Origin of the sequence: Tardiphaga sp. (assembly GCF_044336785.1) — a bacterium.
In the GTDB taxonomy this organism is placed as follows: Bacteria; Pseudomonadota; Alphaproteobacteria; order Rhizobiales; family Xanthobacteraceae; genus Tardiphaga.
In genome coordinates, this window is sequence record NZ_JBIIOT010000007.1 from 45408 (window position 1) to 67369 (window position 21962).

Genomic DNA, 21962 nt, shown 5'->3' on the forward strand with positions numbered 1-21962 from the left:
GATGGATGGGGGTCATTTTTTGTAAGGTCGGTGCGGCTAGCATAGCCTTTGCATCGGCATATATCGCATCATGATGATGCGGCGACCTGGGATTTCGGGCGGATCTGACGAATGTCCACCAAGCAATGTTACTACGAGACGCTGGAAGTCGAGCGCACCGCGAATGACGCGACGCTCAAGACCTCGTTCCGCAAGCTTGCGATGAAGTGGCACCCGGACAAGAACCCGGGCGATGCCGCCGCCGAAGTGAAGTTCAAGGAAATCGCCGAGGCCTATGACGTTCTCAAGGACGGCGACAAGCGCGCCGCCTATGACCGTTTCGGCCATGCCGCCTTTGAGCAGGGGCATGGTGGCGGCGGTGGTCCGGGCTTCGGCTCCGGCTTTGCCTCGTCCTTCTCAGACATCTTTGAAGACCTGTTCGGCATGGCCGGGCAGCGCGGTGGCGGTGGCCGCAGCGGCGGTCGCGAGCGTGGCGCCGACCTGCGCTACAATATGGAAATCACGCTGGAGGAAGCCTTCTCCGGCAAGACAGCGCAGATCGAAATTCCTGTCGCCGTTACCTGCGAAGCCTGCTCCGGCACCGGCGCCAAGGCTGGCACCAAGCCAAAGACCTGTTCGACCTGCGCCGGCCAGGGCCGTGTGCGTCAGGCCCAGGGCTTCTTCACGCTGGAGCGCACCTGCCCGAGCTGCCACGGCCGCGGCCAGATGATCGAGGACCCGTGCCCGAGCTGCTCCGGCGCCGGCCGTGTCGAGCGCGAGCGCTCGCTGTCCGTCAACATTCCCGCCGGCGTCGAGGATGGCACCCGCATCCGCCTCGCCAATGAAGGCGAAGCCGGCACGCGCGGCGGTCCCGCGGGCGACCTCTACATCTTCCTGTCGCTCGCCTCGCATGATTTTTTCCAGCGCGATGGCGCCGATCTGCATTGTCGCGTGCCGATCTCCATGGTGACGGCAGCACTCGGCGGCGAATTCGAAGTGCCGACCATCGATGGCAACCGCAACAAGGTGAAGGTGCCGTCCGGCACGCAATCCGGGCGTCGCTTCCGCGTTGGCGGCAAGGGCATGCCTGTGCTGCGCTCGCGTCAGTCCGGCGACATGTATGTGCAGGTCGTGGTTGAAACGCCGCAGAACCTGACCAAGAAGCAGCAAGAACTTCTCAGTGAATTCGAGAAGCTTTCGTCTGGTGCAACGCAACCAGAAGCAGCGGGATTCTTCACCAAGGTCAAGGACTTCTTCGGAACACGCAACGCGTCCTGACGTTAGAATGCTTGACCGTTTCTACGGTTGACGATACCCCTTTATGACGAAATTCTGACGTCCCGCACGTTCCGCGGTCTGCTTGGAAGCACAATGCCTCTGCAATCGTCCGCGCGTCCGTTGAAAAAGCCGCTTCGTCTCGATGACGAAGTCCGCTTCATCCGTTCATGGATCGACAAGCCGCTGCATATGGGCGCCGTGATGCCGTCCGGCAAAGCGTTGGCGCGCACAATGGCGCAATATGTCGATCCCAAGGGGACCGGTCCGGTCATCGAACTTGGGCCCGGCACCGGCGCGATCACCACGGCGCTCGTGGCGCATGGCATCGATCAGAAGCGTCTGGTGCTCGTCGAATTCAATCCGACATTCTGTGCCCTGCTGCGTGAGCGCTATCCGCAAGCGACCGTTGTGCAAGGCGATGCCTATACGCTGCGTGACACGCTGTGGGACGTGCTGAAAGAGCCGGCTGCTGCCGTCGTCTCCGGCCTGCCGCTTGTGACAAAACCGATGCTGACGCGCCTGAAGCTGATCCGCGATGCGTTTGCGGCCCTCGCGCCCAGCGCGCCCTTCGTGCAGTTCACCTATTCAGTGGCGCCGCCGATCCCGAAGTCGCTGCCCGGTGTGTCCACGGAAGCCTCCGAGCGGATCTGGATGAACCTTCCGCCGGCCCGCGTCTGGGTGTACCGCAAGGGCTGAGGCTAGAGCTCGTCGTCCCCGCGCAGGCGGGGACCCATGGCCTCTGACAGTCTGGCTAAGCGCGAAGGCCGATGCTACGGCATCCAATGATCTCTCCAGTGTCTATGGGTCCTCGCCTGCGCGGGGACGACAAGAGAGTGACGACCTGACCCATGCCCACACCCAAGATTCTCGTCATTCCCGGCTCTCTGCGCACCGGCTCGCTTAATGCGAAGCTGGCCGCTGCTGCCGTCGATGAGCTGGTGCGTGCCGATGCCGAGGTCACCCGCATCTCGCTCGGCGATTTTCCGTTGCCGATTTATGACGGGGATCTCGAAGCGTCATCCGGCGTGCCGAAACACGCGCTGAACCTCAAGCGCATGATCGCATCGCATCACGGCGTGCTGATCGTGACCCCCGAATACAATTCCTCGCTGCCGCCATTGGTGAAAAATACCATCGACTGGGTATCGCGCGTGACGGACGGGCAAGAGGCAAGGGGCCATGTGTTTCGTGGCCGTGCCTTCGCCATCGCTGCCGCATCGAATGGTCGTCTCGGCGGCACGCGCTGTCTTGAGGCGCTGCGGCTGGTGCTCTCGGCATGCCGCGCGCTGGTGATTCCGAGCCAGCTGGCGCTATCGCATGCTGACGACGCCTATGACGAGATGGACCGTCTCAAACACCCCGCCGATATCGCGGCGATGCAATCCATGGTGCGGCAATTGATCGATGTCGCCCAGCAGATGAAGTGAGCCTGACATGACCGCCATTATCGATCCTCGCGACCGCCTGATCGTCGCCCTCGACGTGCCGGATGTGGCATCCGCCGAAGCGATGATCGAACGGCTCGGCGACAGCGTGACGTTCTACAAGATCGGCTATCAGCTCGGTTATGCCGGTGGCCTGCCCCTGGTGCGTAAGCTCGCGGATGCCGGCAAGAAGGTGTTTGCCGATCTGAAGATGCATGACATCGGCAACACCGTTGCGCGTGGTGTGGAGAGCGTTGCCAAGCTCGGCGCGACGTTCCTCACGGTTCATGCTTATCCGCAGACCATGCAGGCCGCGGCAAATGCCAGCAAAGGCTCCGACCTGCGCATTCTCGCGGTCACGGTGCTGACGTCCTACGATAATGAAGATCTCAAAGCCGCCGGCTATCAGCTCGGCGTCAGCGATCTTGTGACGACGCGCGCGCAACAGGCGCAGGCACTTGGCATCGACGGTCTTGTCTGTTCGCCCGAAGAAGCCGGCAATTTGCGCAAGCTGATCAAGCCGGAGATGATGCTTGTGACGCCGGGCGTACGTCCCGCCGGTGCCGACATCGGCGACCAGAAGCGTGTGATGACGCCCGCGAAGGCGATCGGTGCAGGTTCGGATTATCTGGTGGTGGGACGGCCGATTCTTGCGGCGGCTGATCCAAAAGCTGCAGCGGAAGCGATTGTCGCCGAGATCGAAACTTCACTCCGCCCCTCATCCTGAGGAGCGCGCATCGCGCGCGTCTCGAAGGATGGCCACGGGCGTCAGAGTTTCACAAGCTCATGGTTCGAGACGGCGCTTCGCGCCTCCTCACCATGAGGGACTGAGTCAAGAAAAGGGAGAGACCAATGCCAAAGGCCTACTGGATCGCGCGCGTCGATGTGCACAACATGGACGGCTATAAGCAATATGTCGCCGAGAACGGCCCGGTCTTCGCCAAATTCGGCGCGAAGTTCGTCGTCCGCGGTGGCCAGTTCGAGGCCAAGGAAGGCACCTCGCGCACGCGCAATGTCGTACTCGAATTCGCTGACTACGCGACGGCGCTCGCCTGCTACAATTCGCCGGAATACCAGCGCCTCGTCGAGATGCGCAAACCGCATGGCGAGAGCGACCTCGTGATCATCGAAGGCTATGACGGGCCGCAACCCGCTTAAGCATCTCTTTGATTCGATTGGTATCTGGGGATTTCGCGAGACGCGCGCGTGTTGCCGTGGGCAGCACGCGCCGCTATACCGCCTGAGATACGAAGGAACGCCAGATGTCCGATATGAGATTGATCGTTGCCGGCGCCGGCGGCCGTATGGGCCGCGCGCTGATCCGCACCATCCATGACACGCCCGGTGCCGTGCTCGCCGGTGCGCTGGAGGCGCCGACCTCGGAACTGATCGGCCAGGATGCCGGCATTCTCGCCGGCCTGCCGGAAAACGGCGTCAAACTCTCGGCCGATCTGTGGACCATCTCGAAGGAAGCCGATGGCATCCTCGATTTCACGGTACCGGCCGCGACTATCGCCAATGTCGCCATCGCAGCCCAGCGTGGCATCGTGCATGTGATCGGCACCACGGGCCTCTCGGCGTCGGATGATGCTGTCATCAAGAGCGTCACCAAGCAGGCCATCGTGGTGCAGTCCGGCAATATGAGCTTGGGCGTCAATCTCTTGGCTGCTCTGGTCAAGCGCGTCGCCCAGTCGCTTGACGACGGTTTCGATATCGAAGTGCTCGAGATGCACCACAAGGCCAAGATCGACGCGCCGTCGGGCACCGCCTTCATGCTCGGCCAGGCCGCGGCCGACGGCCGCAAGGTGTCGCTCGATACGCATTCGGCCCGCGGCCGCGATGGCATCACGGGTGCGCGCAAGGCCGGCGATATCGGATTCGCCTCGCTGCGTGGCGGCACCGTGGCCGGTGAGCACACGGTGATCTTCGCCGGCCCTCATGAGCGGATCGAACTCGTGCACAAGGCCGAGGACCGCATGATCTTCGCCCATGGTGCGCTGAAGGCCGCCATGTGGGCGCATGGCAAGCCGCCCGGACATTATTCGATGGCCGACGTGCTCGGCCTTGGTGAGAAGTAAGAACAAACTGGATAGGAATCTGCGATGACCGACCGCCTTCTCGTTCTCGTCCGCCATGGCCAGAGCGAATGGAATCTGAAGAACCTGTTCACCGGCTGGAAAGACCCGGATCTCACCGAGAAGGGCGTCACGGAAGCCAAGGAAGCCGGCCGCAAGCTGAAGGCCCAGGGCCTCACTTTCGACCGCGCCTTCACGTCAGACCTGACCCGTGCCCAGCACACGCTGCGTCTTGCGCTGGAGGAAATGGGCCAGACCGGCATTCCGGTGACCAAGAACCTCGCGCTGAACGAGCGCGATTACGGCGATCTCTCCGGCCTCAACAAGGACGATGCCCGCGAGAAGTGGGGCGAGGAGCAGGTCCATATCTGGCGCCGGTCCTATGACGTGCCGCCGCCCGGCGGCGAGAGCCTGAAGGACACGCTGGCCCGCACCCTGCCTTACTATGTGCAGGAGATCCTGCCCGGCGTGCTCCGTGGCGAGCGCACGCTGGTGGCCGCACATGGCAATTCGCTGCGCGCGCTGATCATGGTGCTGGAAAAACTGTCGCCCGAAGGGATTCTGGCCCGCGAACTCGGCACCGGCGCACCGATCATCTATCGCCTCAAGGCGGATGCGACGGTGGAATCGAAGCTCGATCTCGCGTAAGGGGGCGCTCCCAAACTCCGCCCTCATCCTGAGGAGCCGCGCAAAGCGCGGCGTCTCGCAGGATGGCGGCGGTCTCCGCGCCAGGCCAGCTCATGGTTCGAGACGCGCGCCGAGTGGCGCGCTCCTCACCATGAGGGGCAGTCGATAGCGGAGGTTAGTTCGCGCCGTTATGCGCGAACTGGCCGGTGGCACGAAAACGCCAGAGATATTGCGGCGCCACGGCTTCCAGCGAATCCGGCGCGATGCCCAGCCCCTCTAGTGTCAGGCCGGCAGCCTTGGCGGCGTCCGAGACGACATTATCGACCTTCAGCATCGCCACTTGATCCGGCGTCAGCTTGAAGTCGCCGGGCGCGAATTGCAGGACATACGACTTCAGCTTGGCGATGCCCATCGGCACCGGCAGGATCATGCGCTCGCGCTCGATGGTCTTGAGCACGATGGCGACGATTTCCTGCATAGTCAGCACTTCCGGCCCGCCCAGTTCATAGACGGCGCCCGGCTTGGTCTTGCCCTCGGCCGCATCGGCCACGGCTTCGGCGACATCGCCGACGAATACCGGCTGCATCTTCGTCTCGGCGCCGAACACCGGCATCACAGGCGCCATGCGGGCCAGCGAGGCAAAGCGGTTGGTCAGGCTGTCTTCCGGACCGAACACCAGCGATGGACGCAGGATCGAGGCCTGCGGCACGGCAGCCAGCACATTCGCCTCGCCGGCAGCCTTGGCGCGGCCATAGGCCGATTCGGAATTGGCGTCGGCGCCGATGGCCGAGACATGCACCAGGCGGGCGCCGATCTCCGCCGCGGCCTGCGCGATGGCGCCGGCGCCTTCGGCCTGCACGGCATCAAAGCTCTGCTTGCCGCCTTCGGCCAGGATGCCGACCAGATTCACCACGATCGATGCATCGCGCATGGCGGCCTTGATGGAGGCGGGATTGCGGATATTGGCCTGCACGGTGTGCACCTGGCCGACGCGGCCGAGCGGCTGCAGGTAGCCTGCGAGCTCCGGACGGCGCACCGCGACACGAATCCGGTAATCGCGCTTGGCCAGCGCGCGGACGACGTGACGACCCACAAAGCCGGATCCGCCGAAAACCGTCACGAGGGTGTCGAGGGGGGCAGCCATGGGGTCAGTTCCTTGCGTGGATAGGGCAGTGAAAAGGCGGCAGTTTAGACCGTTTCGCGATACGCCAACGCGCTTGGCCTGTACAGCGGAAAGGAATTGCACAAAGCAATTTGACAAGTGCGTAACGGCCCCCTACACACCGCGCCACGTGCCTCGCACGTGCCCAGGTGGCGGAATTGGTAGACGCGCTGGCTTCAGGTGCCAGTGGCTTAACGGCCGTGAAGGTTCGAGTCCTTTCCTGGGCACCACACCCCCTTTAAACCATTGGTTTACAAGGACATAAACGGGATCATCGATCTCGGCGGTGCCGCTTGGTACACGCGGGTGGCACACATGATCTTTGTCGTGGCACGTCCATGAAACACCCCGAATAAGCCCCTCAGTATGGGACATCGCCTTTCAGCGTGAGCGCCGAGACACGGCCTGATGGGCGCAGATCGCTGGCCGAATGTTGTGGCGGTGCCAGCCGCACGATTTTGCGATGGCCGGGTGTCAGATGGAAATAATTGTCGTCGGGCAAGAATGCGTCGTCGGCGATTTCGATAAAGCGCGTCGTTGCTGACGTCTGCAGATCCAGGAAGAAGCCGGCGGCGTCTTCGCCGAGTGCGGCTTCGATCGTGTGATCGAGAACTGACGTCGGGGGACTCAGAAAATGGAAGGCCTCTTGCGGCTGATCGGCGTTCGCTGCGGTGAAGCTCGCATGCACGGTGTCATGCGGGGCGGGGCCGAAGCGGTAGCAGTGGCCGGCGTCGAAGAAGCGATCGAGGAGGTCGAAGGAGCTGATGGAGAGACCGCCATGCGGCGCGATGGCCACGTCGCGCGAGGCTTCGATCACCGGGATCTTGCCGTCTTTCAGGCAGCGCAAATTCAGCTGGCCGGTGACGGGCTGTGGCGTGTCGTTGACGACGTGCAGATGGAGCCCGTTGGTGCCTTCATCTGATATCGACAGGCGCAGCGGTAGTGATGCGCGGCGAAGCGCGTAGAAGGTCGACTTCGGACGGCTGTCGGAATCCAGCAGGCCCCAGCCGGCGCCGGGTTCGAGGTCACGCAAGAGCCACAGCAGCGCTCCGGCGGTGATGGAGGCCGGGCGGCGCCATTCGTCCATGGTGCGTTCGATCACTTCGGCTGCAATCGCACGCGAGAGTCGGCGCCAGCGTGGGGGATCGCTGTGGCGCAGGCTGCGCCCGTCTTCATGCCAGAGCGCCTGGAGATAATGCTCGCGCACATCGTCAAAATCCCAGGAGGCGCCGCCATCGCGCGGCACGCCTTTGAGCCAGCGGTCGGGATTGGCGACGGGATCGACGGAATGATCGATGAAGTGGCGCTCGTCCGGCAGATTGGCGAAAGCGAGACATTCGGAGGCGAAGCGCACATTGGCGCGGCGGGCGTCGTCGAGTGGGCGCATATAGGCGCCGACGCCGAAATAATGCGAGGGGCCGGCGTCATTCACGAAAGCCAGCGCGCCGCCGGATGGCGAGCCTGGCACATAGATGACGTCGGACCAATCAGCCAAGACTTCGGGAATGACGGTGTCCGCCAGGGGCACGTCACGCGTCTGGCGCGGCAGACCCATCATCGCGGCCTGCTGGGCGACTTCGCTGCCGCTGCACACAATCGCCAATGACGGCGATGCGCCCAGGCGGCGAATGAGAGTCGTGACTTCGCTGCGGATGACATCGGCAAAAGCCTGATCCGACGGATAATCGAAATTGGCCATCATGATGTCCTGCCAGACCATGATGCCGAACCGGTCGCACTGGCGGTGAAACTCCGGCGTCTCGTAGAGCATGGTGCCGCTGAGGCGGAGCATGTTGAGGCCGGCGCTCTGCAGCAGGCCGAGATCGCGCGCGTAGTCGGCTTCGGAGGCTTGCAGGCCAACCACGTCGATGGGCGTCCAGCTTGCGCCGCGGCAGAAGACACGGACGCCGTTCACATGAAGCGTGAATCCGTTTCCGTCGCGTCCGCGATCGATGTCGATGCGGCGAAATCCGACTTCGCCGAGATCGATGCGTGCGTCGCCGATGGTAATGCTCGCGGCATGGAGCGTTGGCTTGCCATGGGTGTGCGGCCACCACAGATCCACATCGGGGATGCGGAGCGTGCCTTGCCAGTGTGTCGTCCCAGTGAGCGGCGTCTGTGATCCGGCGCAGTGCAGGATCGGTGTGACGCCTTCAGGCACGCCCGACAGATCGAGTGCGAGCGTCAGCACGCCGTCGGTGTCGTCGAGGCGGCTGCGCAGATCGATGGCGCTGGCGCGCACCGCTCCCTCGTCGATCAGCAGCACGGATCGATAGGGGCCGACCACATCCACCGGCGGGCACCAGCCGGGCATATGGCCGATCAACGTGGTGCGCAGGAATCGCAGTTTTGGTTCCGCGATCATCATGGTCTTCCAGCGTGCGCGCGGGCCTTTGGTCGCTGCGAGCACGTGGTGAAGACTCCGGAAGACGATATGCAGCCAATGCTCGCCGTCGAGGACGATGTCGGCCTCATAAGACTCGAACATCGAGCTGGCGGCGAGGATCGATGCGCCGTCGAGAAAGACTTCAGCGAATGTCGCGAGCCCCTCGAAGCGTAGCTTGCGCTCGCCGTGTCCGCTGATCTTCAGGCGATACCAGACATCCCTGTCGTGGAGCGGCTGCGGCTCGTCGAAACTCCATTGGCCGAGAGCCCGCAATGCGCCAGTGGCTGTGCCAGGGACGATCGCCGGCAACCAGACGGCACCACCTAGCGCGCCGGGCTCCTGCCATGCCTGCGCGGGCGACAGCGCCAATTCCCAGCCGCTGTCTAGCGGCTGAACATGGCGCCCCGTCATGGTGCGGATGTCGGTCATGGCTTGAGAGATATCACACCGCAGCGCCGCGTGCGGCGAAAGCATCCGTGAGGCTGTCGAGAGCGATGTCGTAGTCGCTCGCCAACTGGTGGATGGCGCCCGTCACGTCGGGCACCTTGCCGCGGGCGGAGGCGCGGGCGAACTGGAATTGCATCATCTTGGTGCCGCCGGCGATGGCTTCCGCCGCGATCCTTGCGCGTTCAAGCGCCGGGTCGGCAACATGCTCCTGCAGCCAAGCCAAATAGGTCGCGAGCAGTTCAAAATTCGCACCGGCCTGACGCAAGGTGTTGAAGGCGTAGATATGAAACCATTCGGGAGGCCGGCCCATCAGTTTGGCGATGTCGGCGCCGATCGTATCTCCCCATGCCGTGAACGGATTCTGCGATGGGCGGCGACGCAGATGATGTGCCAGCAGCATGCGGGATATCTCGACCTGCGTCTGGGCTGATGGTGCCGGACCGAATTTGATGAATTCGACATAGGGAAACAGTGGCGCGCCGTTGTCGCGCGGCGTTCGCATTAGCGCGTCAAAATCCTCGCCTTCGAGGCGAAAATAGCCGGCATTGTGGAAGTAATCGAGCCGGCGACTGGTTGAGTCCAACACATTGACGCCGATGGTCGTCTTACCGTGGCTGTGGCGATAGGTGATGCCGCGGGTGTCCGGCAGATAGTAGGAATCGACCTCGATCATCGGCACGCGGCCGCGCGTCAATTGCACACGCACATGCTCTTCCAGCTCATCGAAGATCGAAAGCTCCAGGATCTCGACACCGTAGAGACGCGCGAGATCGGCCGCTGGATACTTGAAGAAAGTGAACTGGTCGCCCTCGTAATCCTGCGCCACGGTGAAAGCCAGCGCCGCGCGGGGATCGTGCCCGCGCTGGTGCAGCACCTCGATCAGGAGATCGACATAGCAATTGGTCTCGGGCCAGTTCCGCGCGGGATCATGCAGCGCATGCCGCGCGTAATGGGCGGGATCGAGACCATCAATGGCACATGCGATCGGCAATGCTCAGCCCCACAGCACGCGGCGGACATCATCGGGCCAGGCTTCGACCTTGGTGCCGTGATGGCGGAACAGCGCAAGTGCCGTTCGCTCCAGGCCGAAGCCGACGCAGGCGGAATGCACGGCTTCGCCATCGGCGAATTGCATGCCCCACAGCGTGCCAAAATGGTTCTGGTGATAGTTGAACGACAGGCACGCCGTCGGATTGTCATCGCTGGCGACCGGGATCAGCAGTTCGAACTTCAAACCCTGTTCGCGCTGGTTCGCCGCCAGCATACGGCCGGGACGGCCGAAGAACGGGTCGTTGGCGAGATCGATGACGCAGGGCAGGCCCAGCGACTTGATGAGCTGTTCGCCGCGCTCCAGCCAGGTGGCGCGGAAGGCGATAACATCATCGGCCGTGCCGATGCGGACGAATTCGCGCATCCGGAACAGCTGCATGCGGCCCGGATCTTTCGAGGGCTCATGGCGGAAGCAGTAGGATTTCAGATCGAACAGCTTGCCGCCATCGGGCACCGGGCCTGCAGCCGCCACCGTGGGATAGAGCGGATAGCAGGCCGCGGGTGTCAGCGCGACTTCCGTCGCGTCCTGCATCTCGGTCCAGTCTTCGCCCTTCTCGATCATGCCGACGAGTTTTGCGTGGTCGGCATTGTCGCCCATGAAGGAATGGACGCAGCCGGCGAGTTGCGGAAAGCTCTTGAGGTAGCCCGCCTTTTCGAGATTCTTGCGCGGCATGCCCGGCGGAAAATGAATCCGCGTGGCTTTATCGCCGACCGCCATTTTCGTCACGGCGTCCTCGAACCGATCGATCACTTCCTCGAACACGCCGGCGCGGCCATAGAGGCCATCGACGCCAGTCTTGATCAGGATCGATTCGTCGAACAAGGAATCGAGGAAGGCTTCGGGGCTTTGCACGGCTTTGGCAGGCGCGTTCATCACTCTCACTCCAGACCTGAGTCAAATCGGCTCGCGACCACCAGGCCGGCGGTGTTGGCGAGAATGCGATCATTGGCCACCATCAGCGGCGCCGACAGCACATCCCTGAGATGGCGACCGACCGAAAAGGGGCCGTCATTGCGATAGCCGGCAATGCCGGTCACCAGCAGCGCTTCACGGACGACATCGACGGCCATGTTCGAGGCCATGACCTTGAGATTGTTCATCTCGACCGTGAAGTTATTCGAGTTCAGATCGTCATCGTCGCGCTTCGCCGTCTCGAAGCGCTCGATATGGGCGACCAGCGTAGCCTTGAACGCCTGCAATTTCGCGGTCGCCTCGGCCAATCGCGGTGCGCCGGGCAGCGGTCCTGCGAAATCGGCCGGCACACGCCGTGCCGTTGCCCGCACCGACGCATGGGCGCGCGCCAACGCATCGCTGGCGATGCCGAACCAGACGCTGCCCCACAACACATGGGCGGTGGCCAGCATGGATTGCACGGCGATCTCGTGGAACGGCTTTGGGAAGATCTGATCGGTGCCAGCCTTTGCCGTCAGGACAAAACCTTCCGAGCAGGTGCCGCGCATGCCAAGTGTATTCCACTCGGAGATACGTTCGAGCTGGTAATCGTCACGTCGCAGCGCGATCAGTACCTGATCGGAGCCGGCCGAGCTGGGATGACGGCGCGCCGTGGCGAGAATGATGTCGGCTTCCAAAGCGTAGGACAGCACAGTCGCCTGCTTGGTCAGCGACACCCGATCGCCATCGGTTTCGATCGCGCAATTGGACACGCGCATATCGCCGCCGATGCCGGCTTCCGTGGTCGATGACGCAAGCAGCAGCTGCTTGCTCGCCACATCGCGCATCAATGCGCGGTGATAGTCGGTCTCCATGCCATGGGCGACCAGGCTAGAAAGCTTGATCTGATGCATGGCGTAGATCATGCCGCTGGCGCCGCAGGCGCCTGCGAGAATGGCGCAGAGATCGGCGATCTGGCGCAGGCTGAGCTCCTGGCCGCCGAAGCTTTTCGGCACCATCAGGCCGAGCATGCCCTTGTCGCGCAGAGCCTCGAATGTTTGCTTGGGAAATGTCGCGGTCTGGTCCGCATGCGCAGCATGCCGGGCGGCCACGTCGGTCGCGATCTTCCGCATCACATCGCGCCACGGCGCGGCATTCGTCGCGTCAACGCCCTGCTTCACCGTGCTCGATGTCATGAGTTCAGGCTTTCTGCGCGACGAGCTGCTCGACGGCGGCGATCAATCCGCCCAAAGTCGCGAATGTCTTGCGGGTCAACAGCGCGTTGGGGAATTCGATGTCGAAATCTTCCTCGATCCTCAGCATCAGCTGAACCGAGCCGAACGATGTCATGCCGGCATCGAACAGGTTGTCCTCATCGGTCAAACCTTCGACTGGAACGGGGACCAGATTCATCGATGCGACAATGGTACGCACGCGATCACGCATTCATTCCTCCAGAAATATTAAGCAATGGGCGGCTTCTGTAGCGGGAAGCGTCACAAGGTTAGTTCGCTGATATCAGATAAATGGCGCGGGAGTCGTAAATGGGATCCCGAACAACAGGTCGTTTCGGCGTAAAGCCTAATGCATTGAAGATTTGATCTTAGCGAGCAGTTAAGTACCGAAAAGAAAACAGGCCCGACCGGGCATTAATGATGGAAAGCGATATCGAATGACTTCGTCGTCGCTCGTCAGTTACGAAATCGCCGCCCCTCAAGAGGCGATGGCCTGAACGACAAATATCAATTGCGGTCCGATTTCGCGGACGAGCTGAACTAGTCAAACGATAATGGTTTCCAGATCATGAATTCCCGCTATGGCATTCCGGTCACGTTCGAGACTTTCGGCGGCCTGTATCACGCGGGCAGCGTTGATCGGATTGGACGCAAGGCTATCCTGCTGCTGTCGCCGATCAGCTATGAGGAATTGTTAAGCCGCGCGACCTGGCGCACGCTGGCGGACATGATCGCAGCATCCGGCCATGCCTGTCTCCGCTTCGATTATCCTGGCACGAGCGATGCCATCGATATCGCCGGCGAGCCGGACGGCATTGCCGATTGGCTCGATGCGGCGCGCAGGAGCATCGCCTTTTTGCGCGAGCATAATCCGGGTCTGGAACTCGTTCTCGTCGGGCAAGGTTTTGGCGCGACATTGGCGGCTCAGCTTGGAGCGGAATTGCAGGGCGTCGCGGCGGCCGTTCTGATGGCGCCGGTGGTCAAGGGGCGCAGCTATCTGCGTGAACTCCAGGCCTGGTCGAATATGCTGACCGAGCGGATCGGCATCGGGCCCGACCCCGTCCATGACAACGGCTATTGCGTCGCCGGCCTTCCGCTCGCCAACGGCCGTGTCGCTGGGATCAAGGCAATCGATCTGACGCGGACGACGCAGTCTCCGGCCCCACGGGTATTGCTGGTCGACCGCACGCAGACCTCGCGCGAAAACTCGGTCGGCAATCATCTGGCGACGCTCGGCGCCGATGTCTCCTATCTCGATTATGCCGGTTATGAGAACATCCTCCAGAACCCATCGGTGGCCGAGCCGCAGCTCGGGACGCTGCGGAGCATCGTGTCGTGGATCGATGATCTCCCGCCTGGGCCAATGGCCGAGGGCGTGGCACCTGCGAAGGTCGTTGCTCCTCCGCGGGCCATCGCCGGCCCGCATTATGAGGAACTCCCCGTCCGCTTCGGGCCGGATGGGCGACTGTTCGGCGTTTTGTGCAAGCCGCTCGGCCGCAAGTCGTCAGCCATCGCGGTGCTCGCCAATTCCGGGCGCGACTATCACATCGGCTGGGGCCGCGCCGGGGTTGAGCAGGCGCGGGCGTTGGCCGAGCGCGGCATCGCATCATTCAGGTTCGATGCCGGCGGCATCGGCGACAGCATCGCTGCGGCCGGCGCGCCGGACGAAGTGCTGTATTCCGACGAGCAGCTCGATGATCTCCGGTGTGCCATCGACTATGCCGCGACCTGCGATGCCGGCCCGATCGCCGTGGCCGGTCGCTGCAGCGGCGCTTACGGGGCCTTCCAGATCGCCGTGCAGGATCCACGGGTTCGCTATGCCATCCCCATCAACATTCAGCGTTTTGTCTGGGATCCCAGGGAGAGCGTGGCGGAAGCGCTGCAATCGGCCCATCGCAGCATCTATGCATCCGCGACCATGCTGCTCAGCAAGCGCAACCTGAAGCGATTGCTGTCCGGCAACCTGCGCATCGGGACGGCGGCTGGTGCTTTGCTGAAACGCCTTGCCAGCAAGCTCTCACCGAAACCTGCCGAAACGGCAGGCGGCGCGCCCGTCCCGAATCTCCATGACGAAGGTCATCGTCGCTTCAAATTGCTGGAGGACCGCGGCGTGCGTGTGGCGCTGCTGTTCTCGGAAGGCGATCACGGGCTGAACGAATTCCGCAGCTATATGGGGCGGAAGGGGGCAAAACTGCGTCGCTATTCCATGGCGTCGATCACGATTATCCCCGGCGCCGATCACGACTTCACCCACGCGGCCAAGCGTGCGCAGATGGTGAAAGCCCTGGGTGACGTGATCGCGGCTAACTAACCGCCCTGTCATAAGCCACAACAGATGCCTGTGCGGTCGCCCTGACCTCGGCGACGCTCATGCCGGGTTTGTATAGACTGCTGCCAAGGCCGAACGCCTGGATGCCGGCGGCGATGTAGTCGGCAAAATTCTTGTCGGATACGCCACCGACTGCTCCGATGACGGCATCTTTCGGCAGCACCGCGCGGATGGCGGCGATGCCCGATGGGCCAAGGATCGACGCCGGGAAGAATTTGAGCGCGGCAGCGCCAGAGCGCAGCGCGAGGAAAGCTTCTGTGGGCGAGAATACGCCGGGCATCGTGACCATGCCGCGTCGCGCGGCCATCGCCAGCACGTCCACATCGACATTCGGGCTCACCATCAGCCGCCCGCCGACGTCGGCGACGCGGGCGCAGTCGTCGGCCGTGAGCACAGTGCCAGCGCCGATCCACGTTTCTTTGCCGAATCGCTTGCAGATGCGGGCGATGGAGTCGAACGGATCGGGTGAATTCAGCGGCACTTCGATCATCTCGAAGCCGGTGTCGATCAGCGTCTCGACGATGCCTTCCACTTCATCGGGCTTCACGCCGCGCAGGATGGCGACAAGGGGACGTTTCACTTTGGGCCAAGGGACGGGTTGGGTCATGTGAATGTTGCTCCCCACAAATGGATGGCGGCCTTGGCGAGGCCCTGTTGCGATGCGCGTTCGGCATCGACAATGCTGATGTCGAAGCCGGCTTGCGCGAGCGCGGTGGCATAGAGCTGCCCGAGTGCGCCCGCGCCGATCAAACGTACCGACTGCGTGCCGTAACGCGCGCTGGCATCGGCGATCTCGGTGCCGATCAGCAGGCCCGACAAGCGCGTTGCGCCATCTGCCCGTTGCTGGAAGCCGAGCAGTTGCGCAGCGCGAAGGCTGAAGAGGGAGGCTGTCAAACCTGCTGGCTTCGCAATGGCGCGTTGCAGGCCGTCGCGAAACGCGTCATTCGCTGCGGGCGATGCTGCTTCGTGCTCAATCGCGTGCTTCAGGATGCTGTGCTGGGCGATGACCGAAAACAATTCGCCGGTCATATAGGTCGTGAATGAAACGACGTTGCCGTTCTCGATCCTGATCCATTTGCTGTGCGTCCCGGGAATGCAAACGAGGCCGGTGAAGTTGGGCTCGGTCACGCCGAGCAGTTGCGTCTCCTCGCCGCGCATGACGTCGGGCGCGGCTGGGTCAACCTGTGCAATACCAGGCAGGATGCGCACATCACCTGGCGTATCCACGCGTTGGGCGCCGTCATGCAGTGCGCCGAGCCGGGTCGGTGTGCGCAGATAGGGCGCCTCGACCCAGCCCTGCTTGGCTCCGGCCATGCCGCAGATCACTATGGGCAGATCCTGCGCCGCATCGAGTTTTGCAAGATGATCGGTGAGCACCGGGGCAAAACCGGTCGTCGCACAATGCAGCATGCCTTCTGGGCCGCGCGTTTCCGCGAGCACATGGCCATCGGCCGCCATCAGCCAGGCGCGAAAACTACTGGTGCCCCAATCCACGGCGACGAAGGCCGGTTTCCTCACAGTCACGTTTTTCTCCGGCTCTCTCGGCACGAATAGGCGTCGAGCATAGCCGAAAGCGACGTGCCTAACAGTAGTTCTCGCACAGCATGGGCGTGAAATCGGTGCGCAGTGATGCGATGGCGGGGACGGCTGTCAGATGCGGTGTGCCGCGGCGAGCGATGGCGCTGCGAAACGCATCCAGAATGGCCGTGGCCATGTCGGCATGATGGGTCTCGACGGCATCGTCGAGCCAGTCCGGCATGTTGCGCTCGCTGGACAAGGCGCAATGCCACTCACCCTCATCAAAAGCGAGGCGGCGCAACTGCCAGTCCGGCAGTTCGATGGCGATCAAGGTGAGGGCAGCATCTGTCCATGCGCCGGCTGCGACGAGATTATCAAGACGCTTGGCCTCTGCATTGCGGCGCATCGTCGGTAGGCGTTTGCAGGATGCGAGGCAGATGGCGGTGAATGACGCGGCGTCGATATCCGATGTCGGATGCGAAGCAGCGTTTGGAAGAAGTGAGAGACGCGGCATGGCGCAACTCCATCAACGGCGCGATCGTCGGGCGACCGCAACCTGACATTTGCTTAGCCGGCCGTTTGAAAACGAGACGATTTCAAAGGCGAAAATATAGCTGCGCCATAAACGCAAGCCGCCCGGCTTCCCGCGTCTTTATGGGATTCCTATAAGTTCGCAGTTCCCCTCATCTCGAAAACCTACGCCGTGAATGGCACCTGATCGAGCATCGGGCGCAGTCTTTGCGTCCTGTGCCAGTGCATCAGGAGCTTTCCATGCTGGACATTCTCATGCTGGGCCTCGGGCTTGGCTTCTTCCTTCTCACGCTTGGCTACACCTATGCCTGCGAGCGGCTGTGAGGAGATGGATCATGATCTTTGATTACGTGCTGGCCGGCACCGTCTCGGCCGCTCTCCTCGTCTATCTCACTTATGCGCTGCTCCGCCCCGAGCGGTTCTGAGCGCGCCGCACAAGGTCACACACCATGACACTCATCGGATGGATTCAGATCGCGCTGTTCTGCGTGATGATCCTGGCGCTCACGAAGCCGCTTGGCGGCTACATGACGCGCGTGTTCAATGGCGAAGGCACGTTCCTGTCGCCGGTCCTGCGGCCCGTCGAGGCCGGCATCTATTCGCTCGCTGGGATCGATGCCAAGCGCGAGCGGCATTGGCTCACTTATGCGGTGGGCATGATCCTGTTCCAGATCGCTGGCCTGCTGTTCCTCTATGCGCTGATGCGGCTGCAGGATGTGTTGCCGCTCAATCCGCAGGGGCAGTCGGCGGTAGCACCCGATCTCGCTTTCAACACCGCGGTGTCGTTCGTCACCAATACCAACTGGCAGAATTACGGTGGTGAGAGCACCCTGTCGTATCTGACCCAGATGCTGGGTCTTACGGTGCAGAATTTCGTGTCGGCCGCGACAGGCATTGCGATCGCCGTGGCGCTGATCCGTGCCTTCGCCCGCTCGTCGATGCGCACCATCGGCAATTTCTGGGTCGATCTCACCCGCGCGACGCTTTATGTGCTGCTGCCGCTCTGCGTGGTCCTCACGCTGTTTCTCATCTCGCAGGGCATGCCGCAGACGCTCGGCGCCTATGTGGATGCGACCACGCTTGAAGGCGCCAAGCAGACCATCGCGGTCGGCCCCGTCGCTTCGCAGGTGGCGATCAAGATGCTCGGCACCAATGGCGGTGGCTTCTTCAATGCTAATGCCGCGCATCCATTCGAGAATCCCACAGCGCTGTCGAACTTCGTCCAGATGCTGGCGATCTTCGCCATCGGTGCGGCACTGACCAATGTGTTCGGCCGCATGGTCGGCAATCCCAAACAGGGCTGGGCGATCCTGGCAGTCATGGGCGTGTTGTTCATTGTCGGCGTCGCCGTCACCTATTGGGCTGAAGCCTCTGGCACCAATGCCCTGCAGACGCTCGGTCTCAGCGGCGGCAATATGGAAGGCAAGGAGACGCGCTTTGGCATCGTTGCCTCGGCGCTGTTCGCCGTCATCACCACCGCAGCCTCCTGCGGCGCGGTCAATGCGATGCACGACTCCTTCACCGCACTCGGCGGCATGATCCCGCTGATCAATATGCAGCTCGGCGAGATCATTGTCGGCGGCGTCGGCGCAGGTCTTTACGGCATGCTGCTGTTCGTCGTGCTGGCGATCTTCGTCGCGGGCCTGATGGTCGGTCGCACGCCGGAATATGTCGGCAAGAAGATCGAGGCGCGCGAAGTGAAGATGGCCATGCTCGCCATTCTCGTCCTGCCGCTGATGTATCTCGGCTGGACGGCGGTGGCCGTCGTGTTGCCGTCAGCGGTCGCGTCGATGGCCAATGCCGGTCCTCACGGCTTTACGGAGGTGCTCTACGCTTTCACCTCGGCCACGGGCAATAACGGCTCGGCCTTTGGCGGCCTCACCGGCAATACGTTCTTCTACAATCTCACGCTCGCCTGCTCGATGCTGGTCGGTCGCTTCTTCATGATCATTCCGGCCATGGCACTGGCGGGGTCGCTGGTCGAGAAGAAGTCGATCCCGCCATCGGCTGGCACGCTGCCAACCACGGGCGGCCTGTTTGTCGGCCTCGTCATCGGCGTCATCCTCATCATCGGCGGCCTTACGTTCTTCCCCGCGCTCGCGCTGGGGCCGATCGTCGAGCATCTCGCGATGCTGGCCGGCAACCTGTTCTGATCGGAGCAATTCCCATGGAAACCCTCAAACTGCAAAAGCGTGCGTCGGGCTCGGCATTGCTCGATCCCAAGATCGTGCTGCCCGCGATCGGCGCGTCGTTCAGGAAGCTCGATCCGCGGGCGATGATCAGGAACCCGGTCATGTTCGTGGTCGAGGTCGTCGCCGCGCTCACCACGGTCATCTTCATCAAGAATGTGATCACCGGCGGCGAAGATCTCGCTTTCACCTTCCAGATCATCCTGTGGCTCTGGTTCACGGTGCTGTTCGCCAATTTCGCCGAAGCCGTTGCTGAAGGGCGCGGCAAGGCGCAGGCGGACACGCTGAAGAAGACGCGCACCGAGAGTCAGGCCAAGCTGCTCACCAGTAGCGACGCCGGCGATCGGAGCTATCGCATGGTGGCGGGCACCACGCTGAAGGTCGGCGATATCGTGCTGGTCGAGGCCGGCGATCTCATTCCGTCCGATGGTGAAGTGATCGAAGGCGTCGCCTCGGTGAACGAGGCTGCGATCACCGGCGAATCCGCGCCTGTCATCCGTGAATCCGGCGGCGACCGGTCCGCGGTCACCGGCGGCACGCAGGTGTTGTCGGACTGGATCCGCGTTCGCATCACCGCGGCGCAGGGCTCCACCTTCATCGATCGCATGATCAAGCTTGTGGAAGGCGCCGAGCGCCAGAAGACGCCGAACGAGATCGCGCTCAACATCCTGCTGCTCGGCCTCACCATCATCTTCGTGTTCGCGACGGTGACGATCCCAAGCTATGCCGCCTATGCCGGTGGCACCATCTCGGTGGTGGTGCTGGTCGCGCTGTTCGTCACGCTGATCCCGACCACCATCGGTGCGCTGCTCTCGGCCATCGGCATTGCCGGCATGGATCGCCTGGTGCGCTTCAATGTGCTCGCGATGTCCGGCCGCGCGGTGGAAGCCGCGGGTGACGTCGATACGTTGCTGCTCGACAAGACCGGCACCATCACGCTGGGCAACCGCCAGGCGACGGCGTTCCGTCCGCTGCGGGGGATCACCGAGCAGGAACTGGCTGATGCAGCCCAGCTCGCCTCGCTGGCCGACGAGACGCCGGAAGGCCGTTCCATCGTCGTGCTGGCGAAGGAGAAATACGGCATCCGCGGCCGCGAAATGGCCGAGCTTGGCGCCACCTTCGTTCCCTTCACCGCGCAGACGCGCATGAGCGGCATCGATACGTCCGGCGTTTCGGTACGCAAGGGTGCCGTGGATTCGATTCTCGCTTATGTCGGCGGCACCGACATGGCGACGGTGTCGGGAAATACGGCCCGCGCGCTGCAGCCTGCGAACCTGTCACCGGCCGCCCGCGAATTGCAGGCCATTGCCGATGAAGTGGCGAAGGCCGGCGGCACGCCGCTCGGCGTGGTGCGCGACGGCAGGCTGCTGGGCGTCATCTATCTCAAGGACATCGTCAAGGGCGGTATCCGCGAGCGCTTTGCGGAGCTGCGCCAGATGGGCATCCGCACCATCATGATTACCGGCGATAATCCGATGACGGCCGCCGCGATTGCGGCGGAAGCGGGCGTCGATGATTTCCTGGCGCAGGCAACCCCCGAAGACAAGCTCAAGCTGATCCGCGACGAGCAGGCCAAGGGCAAGCTGGTGGCCATGTGCGGCGACGGCACCAATGACGCGCCGGCGCTCGCACAGGCCGATGTCGGCGTTGCCATGAACACCGGCACCCAGGCGGCCCGCGAGGCCGGCAACATGGTCGACCTCGACAGCAATCCGACCAAGCTGATCGAGGTCGTCGAGATCGGCAAACAATTGCTGATGACGCGTGGCGCGCTGACCACGTTCTCGATAGCGAACGACGTGGCCAAATACTTCGCCATCATCCCGGCGCTGTTCATCGCCTTCTATCCGCAGCTGGGCGCGCTCAACATTATGGGGCTCGCCAGTCCGCAAAGCGCCATCCTGTCGGCCATCATCTTCAACGCGATCATCATCATCGCGCTGATTCCGCTGGCGCTGAAAGGCGTGTCCTACAAGCCCATCGGCGCCGGTGCGCTGCTCGGCCGCAATCTGCTGATCTATGGCGTCGGCGGCCTCATCGTTCCGTTCATCGGCATCAAGGTCATCGACCTCGCGGTCTCCGCTCTACGCCTCGTCTAACTCCGTCATCGCGAGCGCAGCGAAGCAATCCAGAGCTACATGCAAAAAAAGACCTGGATTGCTTCGTCGCTTCGCTCCTCGCAATGACGATCACAAAGGACATTCGTCATGTTGAAAGAATTGCGTCCCGCCATCGTCGTCTTCGTCCTGCTCACCGCCATCACCGGCCTTGCCTATCCCCTGGCGATGACCGGCATCGGCGGCGCTATCTTCCCCGCTCAGGCCGCAGGCAGCCTGATCGAAAAGGACGGCAAGGTGATCGGCTCATCGCTGATCGGTCAGGAGTTCAAGGGCGACGCCTATTTCCGGGGCCGCCCGTCGGCGACCACAGGCGCCGATCCGCAGGATGCCACCAAGACGGTGCCACAGCCCTACAATGCCGTGAACTCCATGGGCTCCAATCTCGGCCCCACGAGCAAGGCGCTGGCGGATCGCATCAAGGAAGACGTCGAGAAGCTGAAAGCGGAAAACCCGTCGATGCCGGTGCCGGTCGATCTCGTGACAACTTCAGCCAGCGGCCTCGATCCGAACATCTCGCCGGAAGGCGCGCTGTTCCAGGTGCCGCGTGTCGCCAAGGCGCGGGGCCTGCCGGAGGATCGGGTGCGTGCGCTGGTACAGGAGAGAACCGAAGGCCGGCTGTTCGGCTTTCTGGGCGAACCCCGCGTTAACGTCCTCGCGCTGAATCTGGCGCTGGATGCGGCTGGCGCAAAGTAGCCATCTAGGCCGGTTCCCCGGCGGAGA

At 62.8% G+C, this 21962-nt stretch carries 21 protein-coding genes and 1 tRNA gene; 13 read left to right on the forward strand and 9 right to left on the reverse strand.

From position 1 onward, the window contains the following. Nucleotides 1–111: 111 nt before the first annotated feature. The 7 genes from dnaJ to ACIQ2A_RS03760 all read left to right on the forward strand — a co-directional run bounded on the left by dnaJ (nt 112) and on the right by ACIQ2A_RS03760 (nt 5404). Nucleotides 112–1257: a molecular chaperone DnaJ gene (gene dnaJ, locus ACIQ2A_RS03730; RefSeq protein ID WP_398475890.1), complete on the forward strand. Its 1146-nt coding sequence runs from the start codon at nt 112–114 to the stop codon at nt 1255–1257. Nucleotides 1258–1350: 93 nt separating this feature from the next. Next, nucleotides 1351–1953, forward strand: coding sequence for a class I SAM-dependent methyltransferase (locus ACIQ2A_RS03735; RefSeq protein ID WP_398475892.1), 603 nt, complete (start codon nt 1351–1353; stop codon nt 1951–1953). Between the two features lie 152 nt (nt 1954–2105). Further along, entirely contained in the window at nt 2106–2684 is a 579-nt protein-coding gene (locus ACIQ2A_RS03740) for an NADPH-dependent FMN reductase (protein ID WP_398475894.1), read from the forward strand. Between the two features lie 7 nt (nt 2685–2691). Continuing rightward, entirely contained in the window at nt 2692–3408 is a 717-nt protein-coding gene (gene pyrF / locus ACIQ2A_RS03745; protein ID WP_398475897.1) for an orotidine-5'-phosphate decarboxylase, read from the forward strand. Between the two features lie 125 nt (nt 3409–3533). Further along, nucleotides 3534–3839, forward strand: a complete 306-nt coding sequence (locus ACIQ2A_RS03750) for a DUF1330 domain-containing protein (protein ID WP_398475899.1) — start codon at nt 3534–3536, stop codon at nt 3837–3839. 104 nt (nt 3840–3943) lie between these two features. Further along, on the forward strand, nt 3944–4759 hold the full coding sequence (dapB, locus tag ACIQ2A_RS03755) for a 4-hydroxy-tetrahydrodipicolinate reductase (RefSeq protein WP_398475901.1): 816 nt from the start codon (nt 3944–3946) through the stop codon (nt 4757–4759). 24 nt (nt 4760–4783) lie between these two features. Continuing rightward, a complete protein-coding gene (locus ACIQ2A_RS03760) occupies nt 4784–5404 on the forward strand; it encodes a 2,3-bisphosphoglycerate-dependent phosphoglycerate mutase (RefSeq protein ID WP_398475903.1) in 621 nt (206 codons plus the stop codon). A 154-nt stretch (nt 5405–5558) separates the two neighbouring features. On the opposite strand, the gene ACIQ2A_RS03765 is transcribed toward ACIQ2A_RS03760, so the two are convergent. Next, complete coding sequence (locus tag ACIQ2A_RS03765) at nt 5559–6527, reverse strand: complex I NDUFA9 subunit family protein (RefSeq protein WP_398475905.1); 969 nt, start codon at nt 6525–6527, stop codon at nt 5559–5561. 161 nt (nt 6528–6688) lie between these two features. Between ACIQ2A_RS03765 and ACIQ2A_RS03770 the strand changes: the two genes are divergently transcribed. Beyond that, nucleotides 6689–6775, forward strand: a tRNA-Leu gene (locus ACIQ2A_RS03770). Nucleotides 6776–6906: 131 nt separating this feature from the next. Here ACIQ2A_RS03770 and ACIQ2A_RS03775 read toward each other — a convergent pair. From ACIQ2A_RS03775 to ACIQ2A_RS03795, 5 genes are all read right to left on the reverse strand, one after another. After that, entirely contained in the window at nt 6907–9360 is a 2454-nt protein-coding gene (locus ACIQ2A_RS03775; protein ID WP_398475907.1) for a glycosyl hydrolase 2 galactose-binding domain-containing protein, read from the reverse strand. Between the two features lie 13 nt (nt 9361–9373). Then, nucleotides 9374–10369, reverse strand: coding sequence for a DUF1839 family protein (locus ACIQ2A_RS03780; RefSeq protein WP_398475910.1), 996 nt, complete (start codon nt 10367–10369; stop codon nt 9374–9376). Nucleotides 10370–10372: 3 nt separating this feature from the next. Beyond that, nucleotides 10373–11302, reverse strand: a complete 930-nt coding sequence (locus ACIQ2A_RS03785) for an amino acid--[acyl-carrier-protein] ligase (protein WP_398475912.1) — start codon at nt 11300–11302, stop codon at nt 10373–10375. Nucleotides 11303–11307: 5 nt separating this feature from the next. Then, nucleotides 11308–12453 carry an acyl-CoA dehydrogenase family protein gene (locus ACIQ2A_RS03790; protein WP_398475989.1) on the reverse strand — a complete coding sequence of 382 codons (1146 nt, stop codon included), beginning with the start codon at nt 12451–12453 and terminating at the stop codon, nt 11308–11310. Between the two features lie 67 nt (nt 12454–12520). Then, the gene (locus ACIQ2A_RS03795) at nt 12521–12766 is read right to left on the reverse strand and encodes an acyl carrier protein (RefSeq protein WP_398475914.1); all 246 of its coding nucleotides are present in this window, start codon (nt 12764–12766) and stop codon (nt 12521–12523) included. Between the two features lie 357 nt (nt 12767–13123). Between ACIQ2A_RS03795 and ACIQ2A_RS03800 the strand changes: the two genes are divergently transcribed. After that, nucleotides 13124–14866, forward strand: a complete 1743-nt coding sequence (locus ACIQ2A_RS03800; RefSeq protein WP_398475916.1) for a serine aminopeptidase domain-containing protein — start codon at nt 13124–13126, stop codon at nt 14864–14866. On the opposite strand, the gene ACIQ2A_RS03805 is transcribed toward ACIQ2A_RS03800, so the two are convergent. From ACIQ2A_RS03805 to ACIQ2A_RS03815, 3 genes are read right to left on the reverse strand one after another with little or no spacing between them, the layout of a single operon-like run. Next, nucleotides 14859–15491 carry a 2-dehydro-3-deoxy-6-phosphogalactonate aldolase gene (locus tag ACIQ2A_RS03805; RefSeq protein ID WP_398475918.1) on the reverse strand — a complete coding sequence of 211 codons (633 nt, stop codon included), beginning with the start codon at nt 15489–15491 and terminating at the stop codon, nt 14859–14861. The two genes, ACIQ2A_RS03800 and ACIQ2A_RS03805, sit on opposite strands and share 8 nt — an antisense overlap. Beyond that, nucleotides 15488–16408 carry a 2-dehydro-3-deoxygalactonokinase gene (locus ACIQ2A_RS03810; RefSeq protein ID WP_398475920.1) on the reverse strand — a complete coding sequence of 307 codons (921 nt, stop codon included), beginning with the start codon at nt 16406–16408 and terminating at the stop codon, nt 15488–15490. The genes ACIQ2A_RS03805 and ACIQ2A_RS03810 overlap by 4 nt, the downstream gene beginning before the upstream one ends. Nucleotides 16409–16466: 58 nt before the next feature. Continuing rightward, nucleotides 16467–16916, reverse strand: a complete 450-nt coding sequence (locus ACIQ2A_RS03815) for a hypothetical protein (protein WP_398475922.1) — start codon at nt 16914–16916, stop codon at nt 16467–16469. 352 nt (nt 16917–17268) lie between these two features. Here ACIQ2A_RS03815 and ACIQ2A_RS03820 point away from each other — a divergent pair, with 352 nt between their 5' ends. The 4 genes from ACIQ2A_RS03820 to ACIQ2A_RS03835 all read left to right on the forward strand — a co-directional run bounded on the left by ACIQ2A_RS03820 (nt 17269) and on the right by ACIQ2A_RS03835 (nt 21935). Then, on the forward strand, nt 17269–17358 hold the full coding sequence (locus tag ACIQ2A_RS03820; RefSeq protein WP_398475924.1) for a K(+)-transporting ATPase subunit F: 90 nt from the start codon (nt 17269–17271) through the stop codon (nt 17356–17358). Nucleotides 17359–17382: 24 nt separating this feature from the next. Next, nucleotides 17383–19086 (forward strand): potassium-transporting ATPase subunit KdpA, encoded by a 1704-nt coding sequence (gene kdpA / locus ACIQ2A_RS03825; protein ID WP_398475926.1) that lies wholly within the window; start codon nt 17383–17385, stop codon nt 19084–19086. Nucleotides 19087–19100: 14 nt separating this feature from the next. Then, the gene (kdpB, locus tag ACIQ2A_RS03830) at nt 19101–21221 is read left to right on the forward strand and encodes a potassium-transporting ATPase subunit KdpB (protein WP_398475928.1); all 2121 of its coding nucleotides are present in this window, start codon (nt 19101–19103) and stop codon (nt 21219–21221) included. 108 nt (nt 21222–21329) lie between these two features. Further along, the gene (locus ACIQ2A_RS03835) at nt 21330–21935 is read left to right on the forward strand and encodes a K(+)-transporting ATPase subunit C (protein WP_398475930.1); all 606 of its coding nucleotides are present in this window, start codon (nt 21330–21332) and stop codon (nt 21933–21935) included. Nucleotides 21936–21962: the final 27 nt, after the last annotated feature.